Below are 12,515 nucleotides of genomic sequence, written 5' to 3' on the forward strand. Positions count from 1 at the left end.
GCAATGAACCCCGAACCATCCCCCCTGCTGCCCAGACGCGACCTGCTCGCCCTCGCCACCGCGACCGGCGCCCTGGCCGCCCTCCCGACCTTCACCGCCTCGGCCGCACCGCAGCGCCCCGACGCCTCGGCCGACGACAACTCGGCCTACGGCAGCAGCGCTTCACTCAACACGCTGTGGTGGCAGGCCCCCGCCGGCGACACCTCGATGATCGAACAGGGCCTGCCCGTCGGCAACGGCCGCCTCGGCGCCCTCGCGAGCAACGACCCGGGCCACGAGGTTCTCCTCGTCACCGACGCCACGATGTGGGCCGGCGGCCTGAACGACACGCTCGACTCCGACGGTCAATTCCCGTACGGCCGCGGCGACTTCGGGTCCCTGACCCTGCTCGCCAAGCTCACGGTCGACATTCCCGACCACGACCTGGGAGCCGTCTCCGGCTACCGCCGCACCCTCGACCTCGACCGGGGCGTGGTGGGAGCCTCCTACGTCCGCTCGGGGGTGACGTACCAACGGGAGATCTTCTCCAGCCGCCCCGACGATGCGATCGTCCTCCACTTCAGCCAGAACGGCGGCGGACGCTACACCGGCACGATCACGCTGGAGGGGACGCACGGCGAGGCCGCCGCGACCTCCTTCGGCGCCACGTTCGCCAACGGCCTGAAGTACGGGGCCGCCGTCACCGCCTACGGCAGCGGCGGCCGGGTCACGGTCAGCGGCGCGAACATCACCTTCGCCGGCTGCAAGGACCTGACCGTCGTGGTCAGCGGCGGCACCAACTACGCGCCGGACCCCGCCCACGGCTACCGCGACCCCAAGGCCGACCCGCAGAAGCTCGCCCGCACCAAGGTCCGCGCCGCCGCCGAGCACTCGGCCGACACCCTGCTGCGCACCCATGTCGCCGACCACCGCGCGGCCTTCGGGACGTTCGGTCTCTCGCTCGGAGAGTCGACGGCCGACCAGCGCGCCCTCGACACCTGGGAGCGGATCCAGCTGCGCGCCACGAGCGGCGAGCCCGACCCCGAACTCGAAGCCGCCTATGTGCAGTTCGGCCGCTACCTCATGGTCGGCTCATCGCGCGGCAGCCTGCCCATGGGCCTCCAGGGGGTGTGGCTGGACGGCAACGACCCGGACTGGATGGGCGATTACCACACCGACATCAACATCCAGATGAACTACTGGATGGCCGACCGGGTGGGCCTGTCCTCGTGCTTCGACGCGTTCACCGACTACTGCGTCACCCAGGTGAAGGACTGGACCGAGCTGACCGGCAGGCTGTTCCAGGACTCCCGCAACCGTTTCCGCAACACCAGCGGAAAGGTCGCCGGCTGGACCGTCGCCTTCTCCACCAACCCCTACGGCGGACTCGGCTGGTGGTGGCACCCGGCGGGCAACGCCTGGCTGAGCAACAGCCTCTGGGAGCACTACGAGTTCACGCACTCCCGCACCCACCTGGAGAAGATCTACCCCCTCCTCAAGGGCGCCTGCGAGTTCTGGGAGACGCGGCTGGTCACCACCACCCTGGACAACGGCAAGGAGATACTGGTCGCGGACCACGACTGGTCGCCCGAGCAGGGTCCGCAGGACGGCAGGGGCAACACCTACGCCCAGGAAGTGGTGTGGACCCTCTTCGGCAACTACGCGGCGGCTTCTGCGGAGTTGAAGCGGGACAGCGGGTTCGCGAACACCATCGCGGGCCTGCGCAGGCGTCTGTACCTGCCCGAGGTCAGCCCGAAGTCCGGCTGGCTGGAGGAATGGATGTCGCCCGACAACCTCGGCGAGACCACCCACCGCCACCTGTCCCCGCTGATCAACCTGTTCCCCGGCGACCGCATCCGCCCCGACGGCTCCACCCCGAAGGACATCGTCGACGGCGCCACCGCCCTGCTCACCGCGCGCGGCATGAACAGCTTCGGCTGGGCCAATGCCTGGCGCAGCCTGTGCTGGGCCCGCCTCAAGAACGCCGACAACGCCTACCAGTTGATCGTCAACAACCTCCGCCCGTCCGAGAACGGCACCAACGGCACCGCCTTCAACCTCTTCGACATCTACGAGGTGGAACAGGGCCGCGGCATCTTCCAGATCGAGGCCAACTTCGGTACCCCGGCGGCCGTGACCGAGATGCTCCTGTACTCCCGCCCGGGTTATCTGGAGCTGCTGCCGGCCCTCCCGGACGCCTGGGCCGAGTCCGGCTCGATCACCGGGGCGGGCGCCCGCGGCGGCTTCGTCGTCGACCTGCGCTGGAAGAACGGCAAGCCCACCGAGGTGAAGCTCCGCAGCGTCGGCGGTCGCACCACGACCGTCGCCCACGGCGGAAAGACCCGCACCGTGACCGTCAAGCCGGGGGGATCCGTCACGCTGAGGGACTTCGCCCGGTGAGCGCCGGACGGGCACGACTGCGCCGCACGGCCGCACTGCTCCTGCTCGCCGCCGCCTTCCAGGCCGGACCCGCACACGCACAACCCCAGGCACCGGCACAGGTGAAGGCATTGAAGAACCCGACATCCGTCATCACCTGGGGAGCGAGCGCCGACCACCTGGGCGACGGAGTCGCCGACCGCAGCTACCGGCTGATCGTCCACACCAGCGTGGCCGGCACCGATCTGCGGATCCGGCTCTCCAACGCCTTCGGCGACCGGCCTCTGACCTTCGACGACGTCTACGCCGGTGTGCAGCGGACGGGCGCCGCGCTCGTCCCCGGCTCCAACCGGCGGCTCACCTTCGACGGCGCGAAGTCGGTCACGATCCCCGCGGGCGAGGTCGTCTACAGCGACCCGCTGTCCGGCAGGCTGCCCGCCGCGACCAACCTCGTGGTCAGCATCCACACCCCGGACGCGGCGGGCCCGGCGACCGGCCACGGCATGGCGATGCAGACGTCGTACGCCACCCAGGGCGACCACACCGGCGAGGAAGGCGCCGCAGCGTGGACGGACACCACCGGCTCCTGGTACTACCTCGACGCCGTCTCCGTACGGCCGAGCGCGGGCATCGGTGCCGTGGTCACGCTCGGCGACTCCATCACGGACGGCTGGGCATCCACGTCGGACCTCAACCGGCGCTGGCCCGACTACCTGGCCCGGCGACTCCAGCGCGCCGACACGGCCGTCAAGGGCGTGGCCAACGAAGGGATATCCGGCAACAAGGTCCTCGCCGACGGCGCCGGACAGAGCGCCCTGAACCGGCTGCAGCGTGACGTGCTGTCCCAGCCCGGCGTCCGCACCGTGTTCCTCTTCGAGGGCGTCAACGACATCAAGGCCCACTCCGGCGTCACCGCCCAGGACCTGATCGCGGGCTACCGCGAGATCATCGAGCGGGCGCACGCGGCCGGGAAGTGTGTCGTCGGCGCCACCGTCGCCCCGTTCAAGGGCTGGTCCGAATGGGACCCGGCGAGCGAGGCGGTACGCCAGGAGGTCAACCAATTCATCAGGAGCAGCGGGGAGTTGGACGCCGTCACCGACTTCGACCACATCCTCCGCAGCCCCTACGACCACGAGAGGATCCTCCCCTTCTTCGACGGCGGGGACCATCTGCACCCCAACGACAAGGGGATGGCGGCCATGGCCGACGCCGTCGACCTCAAGAGCCTCGACTGCGCGAAGTGAACCTCAGCCGGACGCCGTCGCCTCCGGGGTGATCAACCCCTGGCGATAGGCGATCGCCACCGCCTCCGTACGGCTCGCGGCGCCCAGCTTCGCGAGGATGTTGGAGACGTGGACGCTCGCCGTCTTGCCGGTGATGAACAGCTCCTCGCCGATCTGACGGTTGCTGCGGCCCAGCGCGAGCAGCCGCAGCACGTCCCGCTCGCGGGCCGTCAGCGGCGAGGGGCGGTCCCCGGCGTCCGGCGCCGGGCCGCCGAGGCGACCTCGGCGGATCAGCGTGTCCACCTTCGCGAGCAGGGGTGCGGCACCGAGCCGGGCGGCCGTCTCGCGTGCCGCGCGGGCCTGGGCGGCCGCCTCGTCACGGCGGTCGGCCGCCAACAGGGCCTCGGCGAACCGGAATTGGCAGCGCGCCCGCTCGTAGACATCGCCATAGTCGAACGCGGCCACCACTTTCTCCCAGGCCGCCGCGTCCGGTCCGGTGGCCGCCCGTATCCACTCGGCCTCGGCACGGGCCAGCCACGCCTGTCCTTCCGGCCCCTGGGGCCGGGCGTCGCCACCCGCGGCGGCCACGGACCGTGCCAGCTCGACGAGTTCCGTCGCGGAGTCCGTCCAGCGGCGCACTCCCGCCTCGTCGCCCGTCAGCCGTAGCGCGGTGGCCCGGTCGGCGACCGCGGCCAGGGCGAGGGCGGCGAGCCGGACCGTGAGGTCGGGACGCCGGCCGGAGTCGTCGGTGAGGGCGGCGACCGCGGTACGCAGTTGCTCGACGCCCGTCTCCGGGTCGCCCTGGACGGCGGCGGCATCGATGAGCACGATGGCCGCCACCATCGCGGCCATCCAGTCGAACGGCCCGTCCAACAGGGCCCGGGCCCGCTCCACGGCCCCCAAGTCACCGCGCGCCAGCGCCACATACAGCGCGGGTCCCATGGTGAAGCCGCCCGCGTGCGGCAGCACTTCCGCGTCACTCGCGGCCACCTTCACGCACTCGTCCCAGCGGCCCAGCGTGTACAGCACCAGGAGCTGGAGATAGCGCATCTCCAGCGGATACGGCGACGAGAGCAGCCCGGCGCGACGCGCGCGGTCCAGCCCCTCGGCGAGCCAGGGCAGCGACTCCTCGAGGTCCCCGGACTCGAAACTGCCGATGGCGAGATGGAACAGGGCGCGCATCTCCACGGGCGCGTGCCCGGCCTGCCGGGCCAGTTCGCGTGCCTGCGCGAGCCGCTCCCGGCCCTCCCTGGTGCGCCGGCCGCCCTTTTCGAGCGTGGCCAGCGAGATCAGCAAGTCGGCCCGGGCATCGACCAGTTGGAGTTCCTCGGCGATGGGCAGGGCCTGGCGGGCAACCCGCAGGGCGGTCTCGTCGTCGCCGACCTGACGCGCCGCCAGCACATGGGTGGCCGCCGCCCACACCCAGGTCCGGGAGGGCGGTTCGGCGGGGATCATCGCCAACGCCTCGCTGCTGTACGCGAACGCGGCCGTGAGGCTGTCGACGCCCATCAGATTGCCGGCCAGCGTGTAGCGGACCCGGGCGGCCAGCTCGGAGTCCGTGTCCTGGCCGATCCCGGCGAGCGCGGACCGGGTGAGGGAGACCGCGCGGTGCGCGTCCCCGGCGTGGGCGGCCGCCGCCGACGCGCGCAGGGTGAGGGTCACACTGCCGATGCCCTCGCCCGAGGGCCGGGCCGCGGGGTCCACCGACGACCACAGATCGAGGACGGTTTCGAGATGCCGCAGCTCCTCGGCGGGCGCGCCGACGCGCTGGGCGTGGTCCGCGGCCTCCAGGGAGGCAGACAATGCCTCGGCCAGGTCGTGGCTCTCGCGGTAGTGATGGGCACGCTCCGCCGCGCTCTCGGCCGGGTGACCGCGTGAGGCGAGGAGGCGGGCGAACGCGCCGTGTTGCCGGGAGCGCTCGCCGGGGAGCAGGTCGGCGTACACGGCCTCGCGGGCGAGGGCGTGCCGGAAGGAGTACGTGTCGGCGTGCCCGGGGACCAGGAGCTGTCGCTCGACGGCCTCGCGCAGCGCCGACTCCAGCTCGTCCTCGGGGAGTTGGACCGCGTCACGCAGGAGGTCGTACTCGACGCGGCGTCCGGCGACGGCGGCGGTGCGCAGCACCTGCTGGGTGGTGTCGGAGAGTTGCTCGAAACGGATCAGCAGGACGTCGGCCAGACCGCTCGGCACCCCGCCCGCCTCCATGTCGCTCGCCGCGAGCAACTCCTCGGCGTAGAAGGCGTTTCCCTCGGCGCGCTCGACGATCCGGCGGACCGTGCCGTCCGGCACCGGACCCGTGCGCAGCGCGCGCACCAGCCGGGCGACCTCCGCGTCCCCCATGGGCCGCAGCTCCAGGCGCTCCACGGCGGGCAGCCGCACAAGCTCGGCCAGCAGGGGCCGTAGGGGATGGCGGCGGTGGAGGTCGTCCGCCCGGTACGACGCGAACACCGCGAGGCGGTGCGTGGGCGTGCCGCCCGCCGGGCGCTGGAGGATGCCGCGGCTGAGCAGGAAGCGGAGCAGGTCGCGGGAGGACTGGTCCGCCCAGTGCAGGTCCTCCAGGACCAGGAGCAGGGGAGCGATGTCGGAGAGGTCGGCGAGCAGCCCGGCGATGCCCTCGAAGAGCCGCAGCCGGCCTCCCGCGTCCCGGGCCGCGTCCGAACCGGCGCCCAGCAACCGGTCGACCGCAGGATGCGCGGCCAGCGCGCCCGCGAACCGCTCGTCGTCGGCGAGGACACCGAGGATCTCGGTGAAGGGGAGATACGGCAGGCCGACGTCACCGAGGTCGACGCAGTGCCCGGTGAGGACCGTCATCCCGGCGGCCGTGGCCCGCCCGGCGATCTCGTCCAGGACCCGGGTCTTGCCGACGCCCGCGTCCCCGGCGATCAGTACGGCCCCCGCCGTACCCGCGCGGGCGCGCTCCAGCACACCGGCGAGGCGGGCGAGTTCCTCGTCCCGGCCGATGAGCGGCGCTGCTGCCACGGATGACGTCACGCCCCCATCCTGGCACGCGTCACTGACATCGCACCTGGCCACCGGGCGGGAGACGGTCCCCGCCCGGCAGGCCGGGGTTCAGCGCAGGGTCTCGGCCCAGTTCGCCGGAACGCGTCCCGCGGGACCCGGCACCGGCTGGTCCTTCGGGTGGCTCACCGGGGCGGTGAGCTCGGGACCGGAGTCGTAGAGCTCGGAGGTGGTGAAGTTCCAGAACCAGTCCTCGCCGGGTTCGTAGCTCTGGATGAACGGGTGTCCCGTGGACTGGTAGTGGGCCGTGGCGTGCTTGGCGGGGGAGTCGTCGCAACAGCCGATGTGGCCGCACTGCGCGCACCGCCGGAGATGGAACCACCAGCCGTCGGCCGCGTCGCACTCCACGCAACCGGCACCGCTCGGCGGGACGGTGGGGTCGATTCCGGTGATGTCGCTCATGCGGACTCCTCGGGCGTCTCGTCGTCGACGGCGGTGAGGGGGAGCAGGACCTGGAAGCGGGTGTCGCCCGGCACCGACTCCACCTGGAGGGTGCCGTGGTGCTTGTTGACGACGATCCGCCAGGAGATGTCCAGACCGAGCCCCGTGCCCTCGCCCACCGGCTTGGTGGTGAAGAACGGATCGAAGATACGGCTGCGGATCTCCTGCGGCACACCGGGCCCCGTGTCACGGAACTCCACCATCAGCTGATCGCGCACCAGACCCGTCCGCACCGTCAACGTGCCTTCCCCGCCTGTGCTGTTGATGGCGGAGACCGCGTTGTCGATCAGGTTGGTCCACACCTGGTTGAGCTCGGCCGGGTAGGCCGGGATCTTCGGGAGCGTGCGGTCGTAGTCCTTGACCACCTTGATCCGGTCGCCGAGCTTCGCGCCGAGCATCAGGAGGGTGCTGTCGAGGAGTTCGTGCACATCGGCGACCTGGTAGGGCGCGCGGTCCAGCTGCGAGTACTGCTTCGCGGCGCCGACCAGATTCGAGATCCGGGTCGTGGAGTCCTCGATCTCCGTCATCAGCAGCTCGGTCTCGACCGTGTAGCTGAGCCAGCCGACGGCCGCCTGCAGGACGTCCTCGTCCACGGCCGCCGCGACCTGGTCGAGCCAGTCGATGTCGAGACCGGCCTGTACGAACGTCGGGGCGATCTGCCAGGCCTGCATGATGCCGTGGTCGTCGAGCCAGTCCGTGAGCGCGTCCTCGCGGTCCGAGGCCTCCAGGGGGCTCAACGTCGGTGCCTTGGCGACCCGTTCGGCCGTGCGCTCCTGGATGTCGATGAGGTTCGCGAGGTCCTCGCGCGAGTACGGGCCGGAGGAGATGACCCGCAGTTTGTGCCGCATCTTCGCCACCCGCTCGCGCAGCGTCGAGGTGGCCCGGACGGCAGCGGCGGCGGGGCTGTTGAGCTCGTGCGTGAGCCCGGCGGACAACGAGCCCAGCGCCAGCAGCCGTTCACGCTGGCTGATCGCCAACTGACTGCTCTTCTGGCCGAAGAAGAGCCCCTCCAGCAGATGGACCGCCATCGGGAACCACTCGCTCATGATGGCCGCGAACGTCTCGGCGGGCAGGACGAAGAACCGCGTCGGCTCCGTCACCCGCATCGAGTTCAGGTACACCTGCTGCACCCGGTCCCCGATGTAGGCCTGCATCGCGCCCGTGTACACGCCGCGTTGCGAGGTCCGGGCGACCTCCACGTCGTCGCCGCCGACCCGCCGCGACAGCACGACGGTGCCCTCGATCATGACGTAGAAGCAGGTCGCGGGGTCGCCCTCGGTGTAGACGGGCCCGGCCTCGAACTGCTCCACCTGCCCGTCGCAGCACAGTCGGCCGAGCTGCTCCGGCGTCAGCTTCTCGAACAGGAACAGCGTGCCGATCTCCTGCGGGCTGCACGGCAGCACCTGCCCGCTCATGACTGCTCCAGGTAGCGGTGGACGAGCATCACGGCCATGGCTCCCTCTCCGACGGCGGACGCGACGCGTTTCGCGGACTCGGCGCGCGCGTCGCCCGCCACGAACACGCCGGGAATGTTGGTCTCCAGGTGGTACGGCGCCCGGTCCAACTCCCAGCTCGCGGGCGGCTTTCCGTCCACGGTGAGGTCCGGCCCGGACAGGATGAACCCGCGCTCGTCCCGCAGCACCGACCCGTCGAGCCAGTCGGTCAGCGGGGCCGCGCCGATGAACACGAACATCCACTGCGCGTCGACGAGTTCGGTGTTTCCGCTCTCGGTGTCGCGCAGCGTGAGCTGCTCCAGATGGTCGCTGCCGTGCGCGGCGTCGACCACGGTCCCGGTGCGCACGGAGATGTTCTCGGCCTCGTTGATCTGCTGGATCAGGTAGTACGACATCGACGCGGCCAGCGAGCCCCCGCGCACCAGCAGCGTCACCGACTTGGCGCCCCGGGACAGGTACATCGCCGCCTGGCCCGCCGAGTTGGCGCCGCCGACGATGTACACGTCGTGCCCCTGGCAGGAGGCCGCCTCGGTCAGCGCCGAGCCGTAGTAGACCCCGCAGCCCGTCAGGTCGGGCGTGCCGGGCGCCTCCAGCTGCCGGTACGACACACCGGTCGCCAGGATCACGCTGTGCGCGGCGACCGCCGAGCCGTCCGCGAACCGTACGACGCGTGCGGAGCCGCTGACCTCAAGTCCCGTGACCTCGCGGGCGGTCAGGATCTCGGCGCCGAACTTTCCGGCCTGCCGCCGTGCCCTGTCGGTGAGTTGAGCCCCGGACACCCCGTCCGGGAACCCGAGGTAGTTCTCGATACGCGAACTCTGCCCGGCCTGCCCACCGGTCGCCGACCGCTCGACGAGAACGGTCCGCAGCCCTTCCGAAGCCCCGTACACGGCCGCACCGAGCCCGGCCGGGCCGCCGCCGATGACGACGAGGTCGTAGAAGTCGGCCGTGGGAGTGGTCGCGAGTCCGACCTCGGCGGCCAGTTCGGTCGCCTCCGGCTCGACCAGCACCTTTCCCTCGGCGGTGATGACGAGCGGCAGCCGCTGCCCGTCCTGCCCGGCGGCCGACAGCAGCCGCAGTCCCTCCGGGGTGTCGGCCGAGTACCAGCGGTAGGGCACCTGGTTGCGGGCCAGGAACTCCCGCACGTCCGAGGAGCGCGCCGACCAGCGGTGCCCGACCACCTTCGTGGCGGGCACGGGCCGGTAGTCGCTGTTCCGCCAGGCCTCCAGGAGGTCGTCCAGGACCGGATAGAGCTTCTCCTCCGGCGGGTCCCACGGCTTCAGCAGATAGTGGTCGAGGTCGACGACGTTGATCGCGTCGATCGCCGCGTCCGTGTCCGCGTACGCGGTCAGCAGCACCCGGCGCGCGCCGGGATAGACATCGAGGGCCTGCTCCAGGAACTCGATGCCGTTCATCTGCGGCATGCGGTAGTCGGCCAGGATCACGGCCACGAGATCCCCGCGCAGCTTCAGCTCACGCAAGGCGTCCAGCGCGGACTCGCCGGACTCCGCGCGCACGATCCGGTACGACTCGCCGTAGCGCCGCCGCAGGTCACGGGCGACGGCACGGGACACTCCCGGATCGTCGTCCACGGTCATGATGACGGTCCGCGCGGCTTCGGCGGCCTGTGCCATACGTCTCCCACCCCGAGTGGTCGGCTTCACGGCACGGCGGCGCCGTTGTCACCGCGCCGGCTCCCCACCATCGTATGGTCGATCGCCGCGCCGCGCTCCGCTACACCCGAGACGGGGGCCTCAGGAGCGCCGGGAGCGCAACACGCAGAACTCGTTCCCCTCCGGGTCCACCAGCACCACCCACGACTGCTCACCCTGCCCGACGTCCGCGGTCCGCGCGCCCAGGGCCAGCAGCCGGATCACCTCGGCCTCCTGGTCGTCGGGCCGGAAGTCCAGGTGCAGCCGGTTCTTGACCGTCTTCCCCTCGGGCACCGGCACGAACAGCAGCCCCGGCAGCCGTTCCGGCTCCGGCCGGATCTCGAACTCGTCCGGCGCCTCGCCCACCACCACCCACCCGAGTGCCTCCGCCCACCAGCGTCCCAGCGCGACGGGGTCGGCCGAGTCCACCACTACCTGCTCCCACTCCAAGGTCATGCGGGCACCGTAGTGAAGACTGGGCCCGACACACGTGACCGCACCACCGGGAGGCCACCGCATGACACGACCGATCACCGCAGGGGTCGACGGATCGGCGGAGAGCCTCGCCGCGCTCGCCTGGGCGGGCCGGGAGGCCGTACGGCGGGGGCTGGCGCTGCGTGTCGTGCATGTCTGGCGGTACGAGGAGCACCAGGCACTCGACGCGGGGAATCGGGACACCCAGGACCGCTGGGTGCGGGACGCGGCCGCCGAGGCCGCCCGGACGGTCGCCGAACGCCACCCCGGCCTCGACATCACCACCGACGTCCTGGAGGGCGACCCCGTCGGCACGCTGACCGCCGCCGCTGCCGACGCCGAACTCCTGGTCCTCGGCTCACGCGGCCACGGCCCCGTCGTCGGTTTCCTGCTCGGGTCCGTCGGCCAGCAGGTCATCGCCGATTCCCCACGGCCCGTCGTGCTCGTCCGCGCCGGGGACGAGGCCGCCGGGGAGGCGGCGGGGCGCGAGATCGTCGTCGGCCAGCACGGGAACCCCGAGGACAGCGCCGCCGCGCTGGGCTTCGCCTTCGAGACGGCGGCGGCGCGGGGAGCGACGGTCCGTGCCGTACGGGCGTGGACCCTGCCGCCGGTGTTCGCCTACAGCCCCGCCTCCATGAAGCTTCTCGACGACGCCGGAGGCCTGGAACCGTACGAGAAGAAGGGCCTCGCCGAGGCGCTGGAACCGTGGCGGAAACGCTTCCCCGACGTGCCCGTGGTCGAGCACGTGGAGATCGGCAGCGCGGGGCAGGTGCTGCTCTCCGTCGCGGGGCGCGCCCAGTTGATGGTCGTCGGGCGGCGCGCCCACCGTACGGCGGTGGGCGCGCGGATCGGCTCGGTCGCGCACGGGGTGCTGCACCACGCGGAGTGCCCGGTGGCCGTGGTGCCGTCGCCGGCGGCTTCCTGAGGGTCAGGCGCCCCCGGCCGGGGTGAACGCGGTGCGGAAGCGGTCCAGGGCGCGTTCGCTGTCGCCGTCCGAGGCCCAGGCCTCCATCGCGACCGTGCCGTCGTAGCCGGTGTCGGCGAGGGCGCGGGCGATCGCCGGGTAGTTGATCTCGCCGGTGCCGGGCTCCTGGCGGCCGGGGACGTCCGCCACCTGGATCTCGCCGATCAGGTCCAACTCGTGGGCCCTGCGGACGAGTTCGATGAGGTTCCCCTCGCCGATCTGCGCGTGGTAGAGGTCCAGGTTCATGCGCAGGCCCGGCCGGTCCACCGCCTTGACCAGGGCCAGCGTGTCGGCGGCCGTCGCGAACGGTACGCCCGGGTGGTCGACCGCGGCGTTGAGGTTCTCCAGCGTGAACGTGACCCCGTTGCTCTCGCCCAGTTCGGCGAGGCGGGTCAGGGTGCGGTGGGCGGCGATCCACATCGCGCCCGTGGGCTCACCGGTCACCGGAATCACCGGCAGGCCCTCGGAGTCGAGGCCCGTGCCGTGCAAGTTCAGCCGGGGGCAGCCCAGTTGATCGGCGGCCTTCACCGACTCCTCGGCGGTGCGCAGGAGTTCGGCGGCGCCCGCCTCGTCGGTGAGGCTGCCCCGGATGTAGCCCGTCATCGACGAGAACTCGGCCGGGGTCCGCGTCAGCGCGTCCAGGTCGTGCCGGGTCCAGTCCCAGATCTCGACCTGGAAACCGGCCTCGTGGATGCGCCGCGCCCGCTCGTGGATCGGCAGGTCCCGGAAGACCATCTCGGCACAGACCGCCAACGTGTACATGACTGCTCGCCCTCTTCTAGAACGTTCTAGACGGCAGTAGTACGCCATTACTGGATTCCCGTGTCAAGGTCTCGCCGGGCATGTTTCTAGAACGTTGCAGTAGCGTCGGAGCAGGCCCTTTGCGACGGCTACCATCCCCTGACGGAACGACATCTCTACCGGAAGGACCACC

General features: G+C 71.5%; 9 protein-coding genes. 3 read left to right on the top strand and 6 right to left on the bottom strand.

Features of this window, described 5'->3' with window-relative positions:
* Positions 1-3: 3 nt before the first annotated feature.
* Both ACGFY9_RS18140 and ACGFY9_RS18145 read left to right on the top strand, forming a co-directional pair.
* Positions 4-2,379, top strand: a complete 2,376-nt coding sequence (locus ACGFY9_RS18140; protein ID WP_393755183.1) for a glycoside hydrolase N-terminal domain-containing protein — start codon at positions 4-6, stop codon at positions 2,377-2,379.
* Positions 2,376-3,602, top strand: coding sequence for an SGNH/GDSL hydrolase family protein (locus ACGFY9_RS18145; RefSeq protein ID WP_393755184.1), 1,227 nt, complete (start codon positions 2,376-2,378; stop codon positions 3,600-3,602). The genes ACGFY9_RS18140 and ACGFY9_RS18145 overlap by 4 nt, the downstream gene beginning before the upstream one ends.
* A gap of 3 nt (positions 3,603-3,605) precedes the next feature.
* On the opposite strand, the gene ACGFY9_RS18150 is transcribed toward ACGFY9_RS18145, so the two are convergent.
* From ACGFY9_RS18150 to ACGFY9_RS18170, 5 genes are all read right to left on the bottom strand, one after another.
* A complete protein-coding gene (locus ACGFY9_RS18150) occupies positions 3,606-6,569 on the bottom strand; it encodes an AAA family ATPase (protein ID WP_393755186.1) in 2,964 nt (987 codons plus the stop codon).
* A gap of 78 nt (positions 6,570-6,647) precedes the next feature.
* Positions 6,648-6,998, bottom strand: coding sequence for a UBP-type zinc finger domain-containing protein (locus ACGFY9_RS18155; RefSeq protein WP_393755187.1), 351 nt, complete (start codon positions 6,996-6,998; stop codon positions 6,648-6,650).
* Entirely contained in the window at positions 6,995-8,452 is a 1,458-nt protein-coding gene (locus tag ACGFY9_RS18160; protein WP_393755188.1) for an ATP-binding protein, read from the bottom strand. The genes ACGFY9_RS18155 and ACGFY9_RS18160 overlap by 4 nt, the downstream gene beginning before the upstream one ends.
* Positions 8,449-10,125, bottom strand: coding sequence for an FAD-dependent oxidoreductase (locus ACGFY9_RS18165; RefSeq protein WP_393755189.1), 1,677 nt, complete (start codon positions 10,123-10,125; stop codon positions 8,449-8,451). The genes ACGFY9_RS18160 and ACGFY9_RS18165 overlap by 4 nt, the downstream gene beginning before the upstream one ends.
* Before the next feature lie 120 nt (positions 10,126-10,245).
* Positions 10,246-10,599, bottom strand: a complete 354-nt coding sequence (locus tag ACGFY9_RS18170; RefSeq protein WP_393755191.1) for a VOC family protein — start codon at positions 10,597-10,599, stop codon at positions 10,246-10,248.
* Positions 10,600-10,660: 61 nt separating this feature from the next.
* On the opposite strand from ACGFY9_RS18170, the gene ACGFY9_RS18175 reads away from it, so the two are divergent.
* Positions 10,661-11,542 (top strand): universal stress protein, encoded by an 882-nt coding sequence (locus ACGFY9_RS18175; protein ID WP_393755192.1) that lies wholly within the window; start codon positions 10,661-10,663, stop codon positions 11,540-11,542.
* A 3-nt stretch (positions 11,543-11,545) separates the two neighbouring features.
* Here ACGFY9_RS18175 and ACGFY9_RS18180 read toward each other — a convergent pair whose 3' ends face one another.
* Complete coding sequence (locus ACGFY9_RS18180) at positions 11,546-12,343, bottom strand: TIM barrel protein (protein ID WP_393755193.1); 798 nt, start codon at positions 12,341-12,343, stop codon at positions 11,546-11,548.
* Between the last annotated feature and the right edge of the window lie 172 nt (positions 12,344-12,515).

This window comes from Streptomyces sp. NPDC048504 (assembly GCF_043200035.1).
In the GTDB taxonomy this organism is placed as follows: domain Bacteria; phylum Actinomycetota; class Actinomycetes; order Streptomycetales; family Streptomycetaceae; genus Streptomyces.

Bases quoted from the DNA above. Each gene is read 5' to 3' on its own strand.
- ACGFY9_RS18165 (WP_393755189.1), bottom strand. From the start codon at position 10,125: ATGGCACAGGCCGCCGAAGCCGCGCGGACCGTCATCATGACCGTGGAC.
- ACGFY9_RS18140 (WP_393755183.1), top strand. From the start codon at position 4: ATGAACCCCGAACCATCCCCCCTGCTGCCCAGACGCGACCTGCTCGCC.
- ACGFY9_RS18170 (WP_393755191.1), bottom strand. From the start codon at position 10,599: ATGACCTTGGAGTGGGAGCAGGTAGTGGTGGACTCGGCCGACCCCGTC.
- ACGFY9_RS18180 (WP_393755193.1), bottom strand. From the start codon at position 12,343: ATGTACACGTTGGCGGTCTGTGCCGAGATGGTCTTCCGGGACCTGCCG.
- ACGFY9_RS18155 (WP_393755187.1), bottom strand. From the start codon at position 6,998: ATGAGCGACATCACCGGAATCGACCCCACCGTCCCGCCGAGCGGTGCC.
- ACGFY9_RS18175 (WP_393755192.1), top strand. From the start codon at position 10,661: ATGACACGACCGATCACCGCAGGGGTCGACGGATCGGCGGAGAGCCTC.
- ACGFY9_RS18160 (WP_393755188.1), bottom strand. From the start codon at position 8,452: ATGAGCGGGCAGGTGCTGCCGTGCAGCCCGCAGGAGATCGGCACGCTG.